This is a genomic window from Photobacterium sp. GB-210, from assembly GCF_003026075.1.
GTDB lineage: Bacteria > Pseudomonadota > Gammaproteobacteria > Enterobacterales > Vibrionaceae > Photobacterium.
In genome coordinates, this window is record NZ_PYNU01000014.1 from 76158 (window position 1) to 95465 (window position 19308).

The 19308-nt window shown below is 43.7% G+C and carries 19 protein-coding genes, 1 tRNA gene and 1 riboswitch; of the genes, 3 read left to right on the top strand and 17 right to left on the bottom strand.

Going from position 1 to position 19308, the window contains the following annotated elements; all coding sequences use genetic code 11:
* Position 1: 1 nt before the first annotated feature.
* The 8 genes from tatD to rmuC form a co-directional block, all read right to left on the bottom strand.
* Positions 2–781, bottom strand: coding sequence for a 3'-5' ssDNA/RNA exonuclease TatD (gene tatD / locus C9J38_RS15190; RefSeq protein WP_199195423.1), 780 nt, complete (start codon positions 779–781; stop codon positions 2–4).
* Positions 782–922: 141 nt separating this feature from the next.
* Positions 923–1684: a Sec-independent protein translocase subunit TatC gene (gene tatC, locus C9J38_RS15195; RefSeq protein WP_105061471.1), complete on the bottom strand. Its 762-nt coding sequence runs from the start codon at positions 1682–1684 to the stop codon at positions 923–925.
* 11 nt (positions 1685–1695) lie between these two features.
* Positions 1696–2034 carry a Sec-independent protein translocase protein TatB gene (gene tatB, locus C9J38_RS15200; RefSeq protein WP_107207819.1) on the bottom strand — a complete coding sequence of 113 codons (339 nt, stop codon included), beginning with the start codon at positions 2032–2034 and terminating at the stop codon, positions 1696–1698.
* 3 nt (positions 2035–2037) lie between these two features.
* Entirely contained in the window at positions 2038–2310 is a 273-nt protein-coding gene (gene tatA / locus C9J38_RS15205) for a Sec-independent protein translocase subunit TatA (RefSeq protein ID WP_045084591.1), read from the bottom strand.
* Between the two features lie 84 nt (positions 2311–2394).
* Positions 2395–4032 (bottom strand): ubiquinone biosynthesis regulatory protein kinase UbiB, encoded by a 1638-nt coding sequence (ubiB, locus tag C9J38_RS15210; protein WP_199187122.1) that lies wholly within the window; start codon positions 4030–4032, stop codon positions 2395–2397.
* Positions 4033–4039: 7 nt separating this feature from the next.
* Positions 4040–4642 (bottom strand): SCP2 domain-containing protein, encoded by a 603-nt coding sequence (locus C9J38_RS15215; RefSeq protein ID WP_107207820.1) that lies wholly within the window; start codon positions 4640–4642, stop codon positions 4040–4042.
* Between the two features lie 10 nt (positions 4643–4652).
* Positions 4653–5408, bottom strand: coding sequence for a bifunctional demethylmenaquinone methyltransferase/2-methoxy-6-polyprenyl-1,4-benzoquinol methylase UbiE (gene ubiE / locus C9J38_RS15220; protein ID WP_107207821.1), 756 nt, complete (start codon positions 5406–5408; stop codon positions 4653–4655).
* Between the two features lie 131 nt (positions 5409–5539).
* Entirely contained in the window at positions 5540–7075 is a 1536-nt protein-coding gene (rmuC, locus tag C9J38_RS15225; RefSeq protein WP_107207822.1) for a DNA recombination protein RmuC, read from the bottom strand.
* Between the two features lie 217 nt (positions 7076–7292).
* Here rmuC and C9J38_RS15230 point away from each other — a divergent pair, with 217 nt between their 5' ends.
* Positions 7293–8186, top strand: coding sequence for a DMT family transporter (locus C9J38_RS15230; protein ID WP_107207823.1), 894 nt, complete (start codon positions 7293–7295; stop codon positions 8184–8186).
* Between the two features lie 87 nt (positions 8187–8273).
* On the opposite strand, the gene C9J38_RS15235 is transcribed toward C9J38_RS15230, so the two are convergent.
* Complete coding sequence (locus C9J38_RS15235; protein WP_107207824.1) at positions 8274–9476, bottom strand: multidrug effflux MFS transporter; 1203 nt, start codon at positions 9474–9476, stop codon at positions 8274–8276.
* A 290-nt stretch (positions 9477–9766) separates the two neighbouring features.
* Here C9J38_RS15235 and C9J38_RS15240 point away from each other — a divergent pair, with 290 nt between their 5' ends.
* Positions 9767–11554, top strand: coding sequence for an aminopeptidase P family protein (locus C9J38_RS15240; protein WP_107207825.1), 1788 nt, complete (start codon positions 9767–9769; stop codon positions 11552–11554).
* Positions 11555–11605: 51 nt separating this feature from the next.
* On the opposite strand, the gene thiH is transcribed toward C9J38_RS15240, so the two are convergent.
* The 7 genes from thiH to C9J38_RS15275 all read right to left on the bottom strand — a co-directional run bounded on the left by thiH (position 11606) and on the right by C9J38_RS15275 (position 18381).
* Complete coding sequence (gene thiH, locus C9J38_RS15245; protein WP_107207826.1) at positions 11606–12718, bottom strand: 2-iminoacetate synthase ThiH; 1113 nt, start codon at positions 12716–12718, stop codon at positions 11606–11608.
* 9 nt (positions 12719–12727) lie between these two features.
* Positions 12728–13492, bottom strand: a complete 765-nt coding sequence (locus C9J38_RS15250) for a thiazole synthase (protein ID WP_107207827.1) — start codon at positions 13490–13492, stop codon at positions 12728–12730.
* A 1-nt stretch (position 13493) separates the two neighbouring features.
* On the bottom strand, positions 13494–13706 hold the full coding sequence (gene thiS / locus C9J38_RS15255; protein ID WP_107207828.1) for a sulfur carrier protein ThiS: 213 nt from the start codon (positions 13704–13706) through the stop codon (positions 13494–13496).
* Positions 13707–14492: a HesA/MoeB/ThiF family protein gene (locus C9J38_RS15260; RefSeq protein ID WP_107207829.1), complete on the bottom strand. Its 786-nt coding sequence runs from the start codon at positions 14490–14492 to the stop codon at positions 13707–13709.
* Positions 14482–15699, bottom strand: a complete 1218-nt coding sequence (thiE, locus tag C9J38_RS15265; protein WP_107207830.1) for a thiamine phosphate synthase — start codon at positions 15697–15699, stop codon at positions 14482–14484. The genes C9J38_RS15260 and thiE overlap by 11 nt, the downstream gene beginning before the upstream one ends.
* On the bottom strand, positions 15699–17618 hold the full coding sequence (thiC, locus tag C9J38_RS15270; protein WP_105061483.1) for a phosphomethylpyrimidine synthase ThiC: 1920 nt from the start codon (positions 17616–17618) through the stop codon (positions 15699–15701). The genes thiE and thiC overlap by 1 nt, the downstream gene beginning before the upstream one ends.
* Positions 17619–17736: 118 nt before the next feature.
* Positions 17737–17834, bottom strand: a riboswitch (TPP riboswitch).
* Positions 17835–17958: 124 nt separating this feature from the next.
* Complete coding sequence (locus tag C9J38_RS15275) at positions 17959–18381, bottom strand: universal stress protein (protein ID WP_107207831.1); 423 nt, start codon at positions 18379–18381, stop codon at positions 17959–17961.
* 205 nt (positions 18382–18586) lie between these two features.
* Here C9J38_RS15275 and crcB point away from each other — a divergent pair, with 205 nt between their 5' ends.
* Complete coding sequence (gene crcB / locus C9J38_RS15280) at positions 18587–18970, top strand: fluoride efflux transporter CrcB (protein WP_005372395.1); 384 nt, start codon at positions 18587–18589, stop codon at positions 18968–18970.
* A 218-nt stretch (positions 18971–19188) separates the two neighbouring features.
* On the opposite strand, the gene C9J38_RS15285 is transcribed toward crcB, so the two are convergent.
* A tRNA-Asp gene (locus tag C9J38_RS15285) sits at positions 19189–19265 on the bottom strand.
* Between the last annotated feature and the right edge of the window lie 43 nt (positions 19266–19308).

Consider the following 19308-nt stretch of genomic DNA (forward strand, 5'->3'; position numbering starts at 1 on the left):
CTTAAATCGAAAAAAAAGCCTGACTATTCGCCTCTGACTGCGTCATAACTTGCTCAGGTGTTTCACCACGGCACTCAGCAATCACCGCGGCAATATGCGGTAAAAACTTGGGTTCATTGCGACTCGACTTTGGCTTCGGACGATAGTCACGAGGCAATAAGTATGGGCAATCGGTTTCAATCATTAAGCGGTTGGCGGGAATATGACGCACGACTTCACGTAGCTCTTGACCACGACGCTCATCACATACCCACCCCGTAATACCAATGTGTAAATCTAGCGCTAAGCATGCTTTTAGCTCTTGCTCAGAGCCAGTAAAACAATGCAGCACTGCCGCAGGTAATTTATCTCGCCAAGGGGTAAGGATTTCAATAAAACGCTCATGCGCATCTCGGCAATGCATAAAAACGGGTAATTGTAACTCTGCCGCTAAGGCTAATTGTGCTTCAAATACTGCTTCTTGCTGTGGACGAGGAGAAAAGTCGCGGTTGAAGTCGAGCCCACATTCGCCAATTGCTACTACTTCAGGCTCTGCTGCTAGTGAACGAATTTCTGGTAACAAAAGATCGGAGACAGATTTTGCATCATGCGGATGAACGCCAGCGGTTGAGTAACAGTAGTTCGGCCATTGCTGCGCCATTTGTTGCGCTTCAATGCTCTCTTCAATACTGGTGCCCGTAATTATTAAATGCTTCACACCCGCTTCTTGAGCACGCGTGATCACCTCCGCACGATCTTTATCAAAACGGTTGTTTGTTAAGTTAACACCAATATCTATCATCTGTTTATCCATTCTCTACACAGCACTATGTGTCACTCAGTATATCGAGCCGATCCATTCTGTGCCAAACCCATATTCAAGATATAAAAAAACCGACGATTAGGTCGGTTTTTTTCATCATCACATAGTACAAAGTACTATTTACTGCTGCTCTTCGTGCTCGCTATCATCCAACTCATCATTATCACGCACATAAAAACGTGAGAAGAATAAGCCAACTTCAAACAATAAACACATAGGTACAGCCAACAAGGTCTGAGAAACAATATCAGGCGGTGTTAACAGCATACCAACAACAAACGCACCTACGATAATATAAGGACGTTTACTACGTAGAGATTCCGGATCAGTCGCACCAGTCCAACACAACAGAATAATAGCAACAGGAATTTCAAAAGCGATGCCAAACGCCATAAATAGCGCGAGGACGAAATCGAGATAGTTCGAAATATCTGTTGCCACCTCTACCCCTTGAGGGGCGACACTGGTGAAGAACTTAAAGACCAATGGAAACACAACGTAATAAGCAAATGCGACACCGGCGTAAAACAGCAATGAGCTGGAAAACAACAATGGCATAATTAGCTTGCGTTCATGTTTGTATAAACCTGGAGCAATAAAACCCCAGACTTGATACAAAATCATTGGCACAGCAATAAACACTGAGGTTACTAAGGTCAGTTTTATCGGTGTAAAGAACGGTGAAGCAACGTCTGTAGCGATCATAGTTGCACCGGCAGGCATTCGCTCTACTAATGGTGCAGCTAAGAAGGCATAGATATCATTGGAAAACCATACTAAACATAGAAAAACCACCAGTACACTTATGATAGAACGCAAAAGTCGCGTACGTAGTTCAAGTAAATGACTAAATAGCGGCTGCGTATCTTCGACTTTTGACATAGTGATGTAATTTATTCCTGCTTTTGTGAAGTCGTTGCTGAGGTTTGCTCGTCTTTATCAGCATAGGGGCGCTGAACATCTGAAGCCGCTTTTTTAAGCTCATCAACAGAGTCTTGCAATTCAGGCGCTAAGTCCTTCATTCCCATTTGTTCGGCTTTTTTTAAATTGGCTTGCAGTTCCTGAATTTTCAGTTCCTGAGACAATTCATCTTTCACCGAGTTTGCCATATTACGAGCAGCACCTATCCACTGCGATACCGTACGAATCGCAACGGGTAGACGTTCTGGCCCCAGTACTACTAATCCCACCACGGAGATCAGTACTAACTCCCAGAACCCGATATCAAACACGTCTTAAACCTGCTCTTTGTCTTTTTGATTAGTTGTCGTCTGATCCGCTGGCTTTTGTTCGTCAGCAATTTTCTTTTGTTCAAAGTCAGCATCGTTGTCTGACTCTTTTTTCGCAGCAGGTGCTGCTGCAGCTGCTTCATCATCGCTGATTGCTTTTTTGAAACCTTTAACTGCAGAACCTAGGTCGCCGCCTAGAGTACGAAGTTTTTTTGTTCCGAACAAAAGAACAATGATCAGTGCAATGATTAACAATTGCCAAATACTGATACCACCCATGCTTGTTTTACCTCAGCTTTATGTGGTTAATAACGAAAGTGCGTTTATTAACGCAACTATAAGTATAGGCGAAAGCCCAACCGATTATTTTCGGCAGGTACGCCATCCTAGCAACCAAAATAGGGTTCCTACACCAACAGAAACTGCAGGGTACGTTGCTACTTGATCACCAAAAAGTATTGCAGCACACACCATAAAGGTGGCACCGATACCAAAGTAGAACCTTGCCTGGTTATGAGTACGTCGATTTTCCATGAAGTTATCATAGAGTTTATCAATACGTTGATTCATTACCTTGCCTTGGCGCAAACTGTCGTAAAGTAATTCAGGCAATTCAGGCAATTTTTCAGCCCAAAAAGGTGCTTTACTTTTTATTGCATCAAGAATGCCTTGCGGACCTACCTGATGTGACATCCAGTTTTCCAAGAACGGCTTGGCTGTTGCCCACAAATCAAGTTGTGGATACAACTGGCGTCCTAAGCCTTCAACATACAACAAGGTCTTTTGTAACAAGACCAGCTGCGGTTGCACTTCCATATTAAAACGGCGAGCAGTATTAAATAAATTTAACAACACATGGCCGAATGATATTTCACACAGTGGCTTTTCAAAAATAGGTTCACACACTGTACGAATAGCAAATTCAAACTCATCCACATTGGTATCATGAGGAACCCAGCCAGAATCAACGTGTAATTCTGCAACCTTACGATAATCACGATTAAAGAAAGCCAATAAGTTTTCCGCTAAGTATCGTTTATCTTCTCGGTTAAGTGTCCCTACAATGCCGCAATCTAGCGCAATCCATTGTGGATTTTCCGGATGCTCATAGGAGACAAAAATATTTCCTGGGTGCATATCGGCATGGAAAAAGCTGTCACGAAATACCTGAGTAAAAAAGATATTAACTGCATTTTCCGATAATAGTTTTAAATTCGTACCATTGGCTTTCAAGCCTTCAATATTAGAAACTTGAATACCATAGATACGTTCCATTACAAGAAGATTAATACTGCTATAATCAGTATAAACTTCTGGTACATATAAGGTTTCATCACCATCAAAGTTACGACGAAGTTGAATACTATTCGCCGCTTCGCGCATTAAATCGAGCTCATCAAGCAAGGTTTTTTCGTATTCGCGAACCACTTCAACAGGACGTAAGCGGCGCGCTTCTGGCTGGAGACGAGAAACTATCTCGGCCATCCTGTACATCAGCTTAATGTCAGCTTCAATAATCGGCTTAATATCAGGACGAATAACTTTAAAAACAATCTCTTTGCCGTTTTCTTTTAAGGTTGCAGTATGCACTTGAGCAATCGATGCTGACGCTAATGCAACTTCATCAAAATCGTCAAACCACTGCTCTAACGGCCCGCCTAATGATTCCTCAATAGTACGTTTAGCTAATTTGCCATCAAAAGGTTCAACTTGGTCTTGTAATAATGCCAGCTGATCTGCAATGTGCGGCGGAAAAAGATCGCGACGCGTTGACATCATTTGACCAAACTTGATCCATACCGGACCGAGTTCTTGCAATGCTAAACGTAAACGCTCACCCAATGGCACATCGGGGTATTCATTTTTGATCCAAAATAGCGATTTACGTAATTTTTTAGGAAGTTCGGTACGTGGATCAACCGGAATAAAGTCATCCAATCCATAGCGCAGTTGTACTTGAATAATACGGTACAACCGTTTTATTTCTGAGTAGCTCATCATTGCCAATTTATCGCTCAAGTAACTGGTTCAAACGGGCCTCAAAACGCGCAACATCCGATTTCAAGTCATCCACTTGATCGTAAAAATGCACCATTTCTAAAGGCTGTGGTAATAGTTGCCATTCTTCAGTGATCACTTCCGCTAAATCGCGTTGGCGATTCTTTACCCCTTGGCGAATAAATCGACTCCCCGACTTTACACTACTGACTAAAGTATGAGCAACTACATCACCCGTATATTGCGATAATTTTTCTTCGACATCGGGCTTCAAACCACTTAGCAAAGTGGAAAAATGCTGAGCCAATTGTAGATCGCCATCGAGTGCTAACTTATCGGCTTTAATTAGCTGCGTTAAGTTAGCTTGTTGTCGTAGCTCGGGTAACACCGTAAGGTTTAAAGCTAATTGGCAATCCACCTCGCCTTCAAATCCAGCAAGCACATCAATTTGATGACTGAAAACAAAGTACAAGGTTTTGTTAAATTCATTTAGCGTAACGCTAATGACTTTACCGCGTAAACGAGTAAGACGACGCTGACTATCAGCATCGTCTTTGAGTAATTGATTCAGTGATGTTTCAACCGCACCGGTAACAAAAGCATCTAACGGCATAGAGTCATCCTCAGAACTTATAACCACGGTGCAAGGCAACAATACCGCCCGTTAAGTTGTAATAACTGGTTTGATCAAATCCAGCTTCATCCATCATCCCTTTCAAGGTTTCTTGATCAGGATGCATGCGGATAGATTCAGCAAGGTAACGATAGCTTTCTGCATCATTGGCAATAATTTCACCCATTTTTGGTAATAGGTGGAATGAGTACGCATCGTAAACTTTTGATAATGGTTCTAGTAACGGCTTTGAGAACTCTAATACTAATAAACGACCGCCTGGTTTTAACACGCGATACATTGAACGCAGCGCTTTGTCTTTGTCGGTGACGTTACGTAAACAAAAGCTGATGGTGATGCAATCAAAGTAATCGTCAGGAAACGGCAGCTCTTCAGCATTAGCTTGAACATATCCCACGTTACCGACAATGCCACTGTCTCGCAGTTTACTGCGGCCAACGTTCAACATCGAGTTGTTGATATCAGCCAAAATAACCTGACCTGTTTCACCCACGATACGTGAAAATTTCGCCGTTAAATCACCGGTGCCGCCGCCTAAATCCAGTACACGTTGACCTTTGCGTACACCACTGCAGTCAATCGTGAAGCGCTTCCAAACGCGGTGAATACCCATCGACATCAAATCGTTCATGATGTCGTACTTTGCTGCAACCGAGTGAAAAACCTCAGCAACCATGGTTGCTTTCTCTTCTTTGGCGACGGTACGGAAGCCAAAGTGAGTCGTATCTTGTGTGGTGTCCGTCATGTTCAATCCGTTTATAGATACTGATGACGCTTGGCATCTACTTACGCAGCGTCATCAGTATTAAATGCATTTATTCAACTGGGCTTAGTGTACTTGATGGTTGCTCTTTGCTCAAAGCGCTTTACCTACCATTATGATAAATCCCCTTCAGATGGCACGGTAATATGAGAAAAGCCTCGGTATTCAGTTAGGTTAGATTGTGACTTTTCCACCAGCTGAGCACTAATATCACGTTTCACTTCAACCCCTAGTTGTTTGAAACTTTCTGCTTGGCGGATCACGTTGCCACGACCTGTTGCCAGTTTATTCATCGCCCCTTGATAACTTTGATTCGCTTTTTCTAACGATTGTCCCATCGCTTCCATATCCGTAACAAACAAGCGTAATTTATCGTAAAGCTTGCCTGCACGATCAGCAATTTCTTTGGCATTTTGATTTTGTCGCTCATTACGCCACAAGTTATTAATAGTACGCAATGCCACCAGCAAGGTCGTTGGACTCACCAACATGATATTTAAATCCATCGCATCCCGGATTAATGCCGGATCGGCTTCAATCGCAGCTTGGAACGCAGGCTCTACTGGAATAAACATCAAGACATAATCCAGACTTTGGATGCCATGAAGCTGATGGTAATCCTTACGGCTTAACCCACGCATATGGGCGCGCATCGAGGCAACATGTTCACTCATGGCGAGTTCACGCTCAGCGATAGTGTCTGCATTAAAGAAGCGCTCATACGCCACCAATGACATCTTGGCATCCACCACCACATCTTTTTGTTGGGGTAAATGCACCACAACATCGGGCTGATAACGCTTACCGTCTTCGTTTTCCAAACTGACTTGAGTTTGATATTCATGCCCTTCACGCAACCCTGAGTCAGACAATACTCGCGCCAGCACAACTTCGCCCCAGTTACCTTGGGCTTTGTTATCGCCTTTAAGGGCTTGGGTTAAGTTAATTGCCTCTTTCGCCATCTGCTCATTGAGCTGTTTAAGGCTATTGATTTGATGCACTAAAGTATGGCGCTCACGAGACTCTTGCGTGAAATTGTCATTAACCTGCTTTTTGAAACCTTCAAGTTGCTCTTTGAGTGGACTCAACAAGTTTTCTAAACTCATTTTATTCTGTTCATCCACCGTTCGAGTCTTCTGCTCAAATAAGCGATTAGCTAAACTTTCAAATTGAATACGCAAGCGTTCTTCAGCATTTTCTAATAGCTTAATTTTTTCATCTGCCGCTTTTTGTTCTTCAAAATGGCGGGCATCTTGCTCACGCAGATCGGCTTCAAGCCCCGCGCTGGCTAAGCGAGAATTATCAAGCTGCTCAGATAAATACTGCTTTTCATTTTGCAGCGCGTCAAAGTGACGCATTTTTTCTAATGCCGCAGCTAAGCGACCGTGCATTTGACGAATTTCATGGGTTAATCTGTCACGATCGTCATCTAACTCTTCCAGCTCTTGGTTTCTTTCTGCTAGCTGACTTTGTAATTGCTGCTCACGACTTAATGCTAAACGCGCATCTGATTCTGCTTGTTGCTCGACAAGCTGAAGCATTTGTTCGTATCGACCTTTATACCAGAATGCCGTGATCACACTGGCAACGGTGGCACCTAACAATGTTGCTAATGCGGTAATAACGCCACCACTTAACCATTCTGCCATAGTAAATTCTCTATCTTCCTGACAAATTATTCTCGCTTTTAAGGCTAAGAGGATACTGGATAAATGTCCAGCTAACGAAGAACAACTTAAACAATAAATAATGGATATAAGCGTTTTTGTTTGCACTCGATCACAGGCTATATCATCACTCGCTATTCACCTTTATAACCATCTCCTACACTGCGTTACCGTTTTTCATTTTTTAACAGGGATAGTCATGAACGAACGCCTCGCTTTAGGGTATGGCATTGCCGCTGTGTTACTTTGGTCTACTGTCGCCACTGCTTTTAAAATTACCTTAGCTTATTTTTCTCCCGTTCAAATGATGGTGATTGCTAGTAGCGTGTCTGCTCTCGCCCTTATTGTTATAGCTGGCTATAAAAAAACACTCCACCAGCTTAAGTCGACTTTTCTTCAACGTCCGCTTTACTACTTATTACTCGGACTTATCAATCCTTTCGCTTATTACTTAGTGTTATTTAAAGCCTACGAATTATTACCTGCTTCGCAGGCTCAACCCATCAACTACAGTTGGGCAATCACTCTGACTTTAATGGCTGCACTTTTCTTAGGACAAAAAATTCAGCGTAAAGATTGGATAGCTTGCGTGCTGGGATATGGCGGTGTGGTGGTAATTGCGACTCAAGGTAATATTTCAGCCTTGAATTTCACCAGTCCGTTAGGCGTTGCGTTAGCGCTATTTTCGACACTGTTATGGGCAGGCTATTGGATTTTAAATACTAAAAATAAAGCCGATCCAATCCTCGGTTTATTACTGGGCTTTTTAGTCTCGCTGCCATTTTCTATCGGCTTGAGTCTGTATCTTGGCGGTTGGCAAAGTGTACCTTGGCAAGGCTGGGCAGCAGTCACGTATGTTGGTTTATTTGAAATGGGGATCACCTTTGTTTTATGGCTCAATGCGCTACGGTTAACCCGTAATACCGCTAAGATCAGTAACCTGATTTTTATCTCACCTTTTATCTCTTTATTATTGCTCGCCACGATTATTGGTGAAACGATTCATCCCTCAACATTGATCGGCTTAATATTAATTATTGCAGGACTCGTAATCCAACAATGGCGAAATAAAAAAGTCCCGATTGTTGAATAGCTAAATTTAACCAAAAAAAAGCCTGTCGATTTGACAGGCTGTACGGATAAGGCTGTCACCACCTCACCTTTAAACTCATAATATTTATTAATTCTGTACCGTTAACTGTGGGTGCCAACGACGCCCGATTTTAGACACTAAAATCAATAATCCAGGGATCAGCAACCACATTTGTAACGTCATTAACACGGGGGATGAGAAATCTAATCGTTGGGTTAGGCTCACCATGACACCAGCACCACTCATTTGGAATAGCCCCAATAATGCTGCTGCAGTTCCAGCACGATCGCCAAATGGTGCTAATGCTTTTCCGGCTGCAGAGCCTAATACAAAAGCAAAACCAAAGGAACAAATGAAGATTGGCACCATAAAAGCCCATGCTTGCTGTAATGGGCTTAATAGCAGCATCAGAGCGCCTGCCATCATTAAGATAATCAAACCAGTACGTAACGTTCGGCGAGTACCAAAGCGATCCATAAACCTGGGTGCAACCATACAGGCTGTAATATTGAGCACAGCATTAATACCAAACCAGATCGTAAACTGGTTCATGTCTTGACCAAGGTGGTTCATCAACCACACTGGTGCTGAAGTTACATAGGCTAAAATCACTGCCATCGCTAACATGCAAAGTGTAGCGTGAAATAAAAATGTTGGTTCGCGTAATACCGACCAGTAACGACTAAGACTAATAGTAGAGCCTTTCACATTAGTACTGACAGGGCGTGTTTCTTTAAATAACACCATCACAAAAAGACCTGCAACTAACGCAAATCCTGCCATGAAACTAAAGTTTGAACGCCAGCCAAAATGATGAGTAAGCCAAGTGCCTAAAAGAGGAGCAAGCGCAGGAATAAAACAAATCGCACCATTTAAATAGCTGATCATACGACCGCTTTTTTCAGCGCCAAAACTATCACGAACCGCAGCAAAAGCAGCAACAGAGGTTGCGCAAGCACCAAAGCCTTGTAGCAAGCGTGCCAACAAAAGTAAATCTAAACTATGTGCAACATAAGCCATCACAGCACTAAACCCGTAAATGACAATACCACCAAGAGCAATCGGACGACGACCAATACGATCAGCTAATGGGCCAGCTATTAATTGTCCGAGACCAAGGCTAAACATGAACCATGTCACCGTATCTTGAACACGGGTAGGATCAACTTGAAAAGCATTTGCCATAACAGGCAATGCAGGAAGATAAATGTCTATAGCCAACGGGCTAAATAACACCAAGGTCACCATTAAGGCGACAAGCCGAGTATCGGTAGAAGTAGAGGTTGTCATGTGGCGTTCCTAGAAAAAGATCGCGCAAGTCTACGGTGTTATGAGAGTGAATAAAAATGGTTTATTTTCAATACCGCTTTTCCAAATTGGAATCCACCAGCCAACGTATTAATCACTAAGATAAATAGAGTCATAAGGTGAATACCCTGTTATTTATCATAGAGACAATTGAAGCGAGCCGCTAAAAAAGCTAACGTAACAATATTAAACCTAAATCGCTAATACCACAGCGATCAGGGTGAATTAGATCTAACCGCCTTCTAAAGGTGGTTTCTTGACAAGGAACAGACATGCAAACAGTTATCGCACAACGTATTGAGCAAATCCGTCAATGGCTTGAAACACAGCAGCTCGATGCCTTACTGATCCCTCATGAAGATGAATATCTTGGTGAGTACATTCCCGATCATAATGAGCGCCTTCATTGGCTAACTGGATTTACTGGCTCAGCAGGTGCTGCCGTGATCACTCGTGATCGTGCTGCAATGTTTGTTGATGGTCGTTATGTTGTGCAAGTGCGCAAGCAAGTACCGGGTGATGTGTTTGAATATTGTCATTTGATCGAGCAACCACCGGTGCACTGGGTATTAGAAAATCTAGCAGCAGGTAGCAAAGTCGCTATTGATAACCGCCTACACAGTGCAGCATGGCTGAAAAATGCCACGACAACCCTTGATGGTGAACTAGAGCTAGTATCAGTTAACGAAAACCCAATTGATGAACTATGGCTTGATCGCCCAGCACCAAAACTGTCGGATGCGGAGTTAATGGGTCTAGAGTATGTCGGTCAATCAAGTGAAGAAAAACGTGAACAAATTGCCGCACTACTAAAAAAACAAAAAGCTGATGCTGCCTTTTTAAGTCAGCTTGATAGCATTGCTTGGCTACTCAATGTTCGTGGTGATGACGTTCACTGTCTACCCGTTCTGCTGTCAGCTGCTGTGATCCACAGCGATGCATCAGTTGATTTCTACATCGATCATCACCGCCTACCAGAAGGTTTTGCAACGCACGTAGGTAACGGCGTCAATATCCGCGAGCCAGAGCAACTCGCCGCGGGTTTAGCCGCACTTTCAAGTAAACGTGTACAGTTTGATTCAGCGAACAGTAATGCATGGGCAGCTCAGCAACTGACTGATGCTGGCGCACTGCTTATTGAAGCAGCTAATCCAACACTGCTACCAAAAGCCGCTAAAAATACGACTGAAATAAATGGCATGAAAGCGTGTCATATTCGTGATGGTGTCGCGATCTCTAAATTTCTTGCGTGGGTAGATAATCAAGTTGCAAGTGGCAATCTATTAGATGAAGCAGTGCTTTCCGATCAACTTTGGCAATTCCGTCAGCAAGATCCAAGCTGTCGTGACGTGAGCTTCGATACGATTTCCGCCTCTGCGGGTAATGCAGCAATGTGTCACTATAACCACATTGACCAACCACAGCCAGGCAAGCTGCAAATGGATACGGTTTACTTAGTCGATTCAGGCGGTCAATACCCTGACGGTACGACCGATATCACCCGTACTATCGCTATCGGTAATCCAGGTGATGAAGTAAAACAAGCCTTCACACTGGTACTAAAAGGTCATATTTCATTGGCTTCGGCACGTTTCCCGAAAGGTACAACAGGCTCACAACTTGACGCACTCGCGCGTCAGCATCTATGGGCACATGGCTTTGATTATGATCATGGTACAGGTCACGGAGTGGGCCACTTCTTAAGTGTTCATGAAGGTCCACAACGCATTTCTAAAGTGGCTAACCCAACCGCGCTACTGTCAGGTATGGTGTTATCTAACGAGCCAGGTTATTACCGTGCAGACGCATTTGGTATTCGTATCGAAAACCTTGAACTGGTCGTCGATATTGAAACTCAAGGTGACATGAACGTCATGGGTTTTGAATCGTTAACCCGTGCGCCAATCGATAAGCGTTTAATCGATCCTGCACTATTAACTGACGTAGAGCTTGCATGGCTTAACAACTATCACCAAATCGTGTTTAACGTGATCAGCCCATCGCTGACAGGTAGTGATCTTGAGTGGCTAACACAAGCGACATCACCACTAAGCCGCTAACGCTTAGATAAGAAAAAGAAAAGCCGGTACGCATCACGTACTGGCTTTTTATTATCCAGAATAGGCGGGATGCCAATCTTTCCACACCACTTCAAACCCCTGTTGCTTGACCGCTGTAGCGACATCTGCGACCGAACGTTCATCACTGATTGCAAACTGTTCTAGCTCTGGCGTGTCATCAGCGTATCCGCCCGGTTGGGTTTTAGAGCCCGCCGACATACTAGTGATCCCCAAGGGCAATACATTATCGCGAAAATGCGGTGATTCTCGCGTCGATAACGACAGCTCAACTTCAGGATTAAACAACCGATAAGCACAAATCAATTGCACCAGTTGGCGATCCGTCATCACCGATTTAGGTTCTAATCCACCAGTACAGGGTCTTAAACGTGGAAATGAAATCGAATAGCGGCTTTGCCAATACGTCCGCTCAAGATAAGCCAAATGACTGGCAACAAAAAAACAATCCGTGCGCCATTCTTCCATACCGATCAAAGCACCGATCCCAATCTTGTCTATTCCTGCTTTTGCTAACCGATCTGGTGTCGCTAAGCGGTATTCAAAATTGGTTTTATTGCCTCGCAAATGATGCTTCGCATAGGTTGGCGCATTATAAGTTTCTTGATACACCATCACCGCATCTAAACCAAGTTGTCTCAGCTCTTGATACTCATCTTGCTCTAGTGGCTGTACTTCCATTGCCAAATAACTGAAGTGCTGTTTGATTTGAGGGATCGCATCACGAAAGTAATTCATACCAACTTTGGTTTGATGCTCGCCAGTGACCAGTAACACACTATCAAAATTTAGCGCTTTTATTGCCTCACACTCTCGCTCTATTTCTTGTTCACCCAAGGTACGACGCTTAATGCGATTTTCCATCGAAAAACCACAATAGGTACACGCATTGGCACACAGATTCGAAAGGTATAACGGCACATAAAAACTCATGGTATGACCAAACCGCTGACGTGTTAGCATCGCAGAGAGTTGTGCCATTTGCTCTAAGTAAGGTTCAGCCGCAGGGGAGATTAAGGCTTTGAAATCCTCTAGATCCAGCGTTGATTTTCCTAAAGCACGCTCAACATCGGTAGCCGTTTTAGTATAAATCGACAAACGGATATCATCCCAATCCATTTGTTGCCAAACATCCACAAAGCTCATATTGGCTCCTTAATCGTTAAGAAATGCCGTTAATGGACTTGATGCAATTGCATGGTTCACCTTACCTGCAAGACCCGCTTCATAGGCCATACGACCACTTTCCACGGCCAATTTAAATGCACGCCCCATTGCAATCGGATCACTTGCCGCTGCGATGGCAGTATTGACCAATACCGCATCAGCCCCCATTTCCATCGCTTCTGCGGCATGAGAAGGTGCCCCAATGCCCGCATCCACCACCACAGGTACTTGCGCCTGATCGATAATAATGCGAAGAAAATCGCGAGAAGCGACCCCTTTATTCGAGCCAATCGGCGCACCTAATGGCATCACGGCAGCGCAACCCACATCTTCTAATCGCTTACAAAGCACAGGATCGGCATGACAGTAAGGCAGTACAACAAACCCTTCTTTTACCAACTGCTCTGCCGCTTTTAGCGTTTCAATCGGATCAGGCATGAGGTATTTTGGATCAGGGTGAATTTCTAATTTTAGCCAATTCGTCCCCAATGCTTCTCGGGCTAACTGCGCAGCAAAGATCGCTTCTTTGGCATTTTTCGCCCCTGACGTATTAGGCAGTAAATTCACTCCAGCTTGGATCAGTGGCGCTAAGATATCGTCATCACGCTCAGCGATATTGACTCGCTTTAGTGCCATAGTCACGAGCTCAGATCCTGTTGCTAAAATCGATTCTGCCATGACATCACGATTGGCGTATTTACCTGTTCCGGTAAACAGTCTCGATGTGAATGTTTTATCTGCAATAGTCAACATATTAACCTCCAGCTATCGCTTGAAATAACGCGATCTGATCGCCATCAGCAATGACGGTTGTCGACCACTCACTGGCTCCAACAATGCGCTGATTTATCGCGACCGCAGTACCTTGTATGGGTAAATCTAACTGCTTAACAAATTGATGAACGGTTTGCTCAGCCTCGCAAGACATAGATTCATCGTTCAACCAGATAGTTATCATGGTAGCCATTTACACAACCTCTCTTTGATCTTGCTGACCACACACAGGGCAACCAGAATCAGCATCGATTGATACCTGCTGCCATTTTCCTGTTAAGCCATTAAATTGCTGCAGCAAACCAAACCCAACTTCAGCAACACCTGCGATAGCTTTGATCGCATTAAGCGCTTGTAACGTTCCAATAGTGCCAACAACAGGCCCCATCACGCCGTTACTACGACAATTTTTATCTTGTGGTGACGCTTCAGTACTAAATGGAAACACACATTGATAACACGGTGAGGCCTGCCTGAAATCAAACGCCAGTAACTGTCCTTGCCAACCTATCGACGCACCGGCAATCAGTGGTGTTTGATGCTGATAACAAGCTTGATTGACCGCATAACGGGTAGCCCAGTTGTCACTGCAATCAAGTACAATATCGGCCTGTTGTACTTCCATTACGAGTTGAAAACCTGCAAGCTTAGCTTTTACTGCACGCGTTCGTACCAATGGGTTCAATGCTAAAAGCTGATCACAGGCTGCTTGCGCTTTATTGAGTGACACATCGGTTTCTCGATAAATCACCTGACGCTGCAAGTTCGAACTCTCAACCTCATCATCATCAGCAATCACCAGTAACCCAACACCCGCAGCCGCTAAATACATCGCTGCCGCTGAGCCTAAACCTCCCGCACCGACGATCAATACCTTGGCATTGTTAAGTGCAAGTTGCCCCTGCTCTCCCATCTCTTCCAGCATGATTTGTCGGTTATATCGAATAAAAGCAGTATCAGAGAGTCTGTCAGTTGTCATCCTTAACCTCCCGCTCAGATAAGCATTGATTGAGTTGTTCGACGGCAATCGCAGGCTCACTTGACTGGGTGATCGCGCGTACCACCGCAACACTACTTACCCCTGTTTTCCAAACGACGGGCACACGAGATAAATCAATCCCCCCAATTGCCACTGTTGGAAACGTATTGCCAATCAATTGTTGATACAGCTTTAAGCGGTGAACGCCTTGCGGTAATGACGGCATTTGCTTGGTTGTGGTTGGGTAAATATGACCAAGGGCGATATAACTGGGATTAAATGCCATCGCACGTAATATCTCGTAATACCCATGGGTTGAGATCCCTAAGCGAAGATTCGCTTGTTGAATGGCATTGAGATCAGCGACCGCTAAATCTTCTTGTCCCAAATGCACCCCAAAAGCACCATGCTCAATAGCCAGTTGCCAATAGTCATTAATAAAGACCTGCGCATTTGCCTGCAGACCTAACGCAATAGCATGAGCAACATCTTGGTTCAAACCTTGTGCATTCGGATCTTTGATCCGCAGCTGAGTGGTTTTCACATCCAATTCAAGTAACTGCTTAACCCATTGGACGGAATCCACTACCGGATATAACTTCAGTTTATCACTATCAACAGCAGCAAAAGCTTCAACTGGCTGACATTCGAATTGCCAACCAATATCTGACAGCTTTGAAAAATTAGCACAAACGATGTCAGGGAAAGCCTCACGCTCAGTTGGCCAAATGCCCATCTGCGTTGACTGGGCATACGCCCTTGCCAGCACTAGAGCATCTTCTAAGGGGTAATCAAGCGCGAGTGCCACCAATAACATCGCTCTCTGTTGAGTCGCATTACCAAGCTCAACACTGAAACAACCACGAACGTCACCATCATGATGCCAAAGATCAAGATAACCACCATTGACAGGTAAACCACATACCACAACGTTAGATCGTTCCAGTATTTGCGCTTTGATCAGCGAAAGATCTACCTCAGAAGATACCCATTGATCTTGAAATACAGAATCAATTAGCTGAGTGGAGCAGGCTTGTTCAAAGCCCACTCGTTTAACGCAAGAGGGCGTCGATACCTCTATCCACTCTTGGCTTGATGGTATTAACGTGACTTGCTCACCTAACTGATACTCTGTCGCAGAGGCTAATAATGGCTCAATATGCATCACCAGAGACGATAAGACCTTTGGTAAGCTTAAGGTGCTCATTAGCTTTCCTCTTTAGCTAGGTGATATAACTCACTACCTTTAGATCGAAACTCTTGTGCTTTTTGCTGCATGCCTTCAAGTGGATCATCTAATAGCTTGATCGCGATTTCTGAGTCTTCTAACCCCTTAGCGTAATCTCGTACTTCTTGAGAGATCTTCATTGAACAGAATTTAGGGCCACACATTGAACAGAAATGGGCAACTTTGCCTGACTCTTGAGGGAGAGTTTCATCGTGATAGGCACGCGCCGTTTCAGGGTCAAGACCGAGATTAAATTGATCTTCCCAACGGAATTCAAAACGCGCTTTAGATAAGGCATTATCGCGCACTTGTGCACCAGGGTGGCCTTTTGCTAAATCAGCAGCATGGGCACAGAGTTTATAAGTGATAAGACCGACTTTTACATCGTCTTTATTAGGCAAGCCTAAGTGTTCTTTGGGTGTTACATAACAAAGCATTGCACAGCCATACCAGCCAATCATCGCCGCACCAATACCCGATGTAATATGATCATAACCCGGTGCGATGTCTGTCGTCAGTGGGCCTAAGGTATAGAATGGCGCTTCATGACAATGCTCTAGCTGCTCTTCCATGTTTTCTTTAATCATGTGCATGGGTACGTGACCGGGGCCTTCAATCATGACCTGCACATCGTATTCCCATGCAATTTTAGTTAACTCACCTAATGTGCGTAGTTCACTAAACTGGGCTTCATCATTAGCATCGGCTACAGAACCTGGACGCAAGCCATCGCCCAGTGATAGTGAAATATCGTATTGCGCACAGATCTCACAAATCTCACGGAAGTGCTGATAGAGGAAGCTTTCTTTATGGTGTGCCAAACACCACTTCGCCATGATAGAGCCGCCACGCGATACAATACCGGTTACACGTTTCGCCGTCATAGGTACATAACGAAGCAGTACGCCAGCATGGATAGTGAAGTAATCCACCCCTTGCTCAGCTTGCTCTAGTAATGTGTCACGGAACACTTCCCAGTTAAGGTTCTCAGCCACACCATTTACTTTTTCAAGTGCTTGGTACATAGGTACAGTACCAATCGGAACAGGGCTATTACGGATGATCCATTCACGCGTTTCGTGAATATTTCGACCAGTTGATAAATCCATTACCGTATCGCCACCCCAACGGGTCGACCAGACAAGTTTTTCAACTTCTTCTTCAATCGATGAACTCACCGCTGAGTTACCAATATTGGCATTCACTTTAACAAGGAAATTACGGCCAATGATCATTGGCTCAGTTTCAGGATGGTTAATGTTGGCAGGAATAATTGCTCGGCCTTCAGCCACTTCTTTACGCACAAACTCAGGCGTAATTTCTTTTGGTAAATTAGCACCAAAGCTCACACCTGGATGTTGTTGGTTTAATACTTCATCACGGTATTTCGCACGACCCATATTTTCACGGATCGCGATATATTCCATCTCAGGCGTAATAATACCTTGGCGCGCATAATGTAATTGCGTCACACAACGCCCAGCTTTTGCACAACGAATACGCGCACGTTCCGCAAAACGTAAATCATCAAGCGTCTTATCATCTAAACGTTCATTGGCATACTCAGAGCTTAACCCTTCTAGTAATTCAGTATCGTCACGCTCTGCGATCCATTGCTCACGCACTAACGGCAAGCCATTATAGATATCGATGTTTTTTTCAGGATCAGTGTAAAAACCAGAAGTGTCGTAAACGCGAATAGGCTCGTTAGGCTCAAAGATAGGATTATCTTTACCGCCACCAACCAAGCTATCAGCTAAAGTGATTTCACGCATAGGAACAAGCACATCAGGACGGCTACCTTGAACATACACTTTCTGTGAGTTCGGGTATGGTTGCGCTGTTAATGATTCAATAAATTGTTTCGCTTCCAGTCTCGCTTGCTTGCGATTCGACATAGCAGTTTCCTTGATTTTTCAATGTAGGGGAAAATGCTTGGCGGATGGGCGTAAACAAGAGGTGTGTACCTAAGTACAGCTATGCAGATGCATACAGTGATCCCTTAAGATATGTAGCAGAAGACATTCTCTCGTTCCCTTCGCAGGTATTAGCCTGATCAGGTTCAACGGATCCCGCAATGCGGTCTCAGCCATATGGCACTCCGACAAGTAGCAATGAGTATAAAGAAGCCGTTATAGTGCAACAACCTTTATACTGAGAAAAATAATAAAAAGTGACAAACAACAAAAAGCCGTGCATCAACACGGCTTATTATTACATTGCATATTTTAATCGTTGTTACTGTGAAATTAATACATCACAACCTAGGTGATTAGCCAAAGAATCACTTAAATCACCAAACAAGTGAAAAGTCGATTTATGGTAACCGGTGATCACTAGGCTAGCATTCAGTTCTTTTGCTAAAGCCTCTATATGCTTTGAAACATCGCCATCTGCAGTATGTATCGCTTTAACTTTATGAGAAGAAGCTGTAATTAAATCAGATAACTCTTTCATGCGTTTTTTTGCAATCGCATCATGCTCTTCTTGTAGCTCAACTTCCACATCAATAAAACTTACGTTTCCGATCCCTGGCTCAACATAAGCAACATGTAAATCAGCGTGATTTTGCTCAGCGATAACGCCAGCTTTCACCATCAATTTATGCGCATTTTTATCTTCAGGATTAACCGCTAATAACACTGTTTGGTAAAGCGACATACCTAGCCTCCTTGAGCTAAGGCTCATAGTAAATTCATTATTTATGATTATGATGCTATAAATATAGCTATACAACTAAGTATTACGCTGACTATTTAATATTAACTTAAATCAATGATTGCATTTTTGGAGAGTTCTCACTCTTCTCGCTAGCGATTATCATGAGCGCTTTCTATCATTACCTAAAAATATAAACGAGATCCCAATGAGCCAATATTTATTACTAGGATTCATCGCGCTTGGTGGTGCATTCGGCGCCTGCTCAAGATACCTCATTTCTGAGCTATGCGTAATGCTATTTGGCCGTGGCTTCCCATACGGTACTTTAACCGTAAACGTGCTGGGCTCCTTGATCATGGGGCTATTGATGTCAGCACTTAATCAAGGAATGATTGAAGCTGCACCATGGCGACCTATTATCGGCTTAGGCTTCCTAGGCGCACTAACAACATTCTCCACGTTCTCAATGGACAATGTTGTCTTGATGCAACAAGGTGAATTTTTCAAAGCAGGTTTAAACATTTTACTTAACGTTATTGTCAGCATTGCTGCTTGTTATGTTGGCTACCAGCTTATGATGAAAAGTTAATAGATAACCGATAAAAAAACCGCCTGCATGGCGGTTTTTTTTATATCTAAATTAAACGAGTCATCACTTTATGCTAATGAAGAAGAACAACAAGTAATTCATTATTCTATTTAGATTAAAATTCTAAGTAACGCTATATATTTCTTAGCTATGTTTATGGCACTTATCTTCAGACGAAAAAAAACCTGAATCTTTCGATTCAGGTTTCTTTAATAAAGTGGCGGAGCGGACGGGACTCGAACCCGCGACCCCCGGCGTGACAGGCCGGTATTCTAACCAACTGAACTACCGCTCCACACGGAGATAAAACTTTCGTTTTATCCGATATCCGTAGTTCA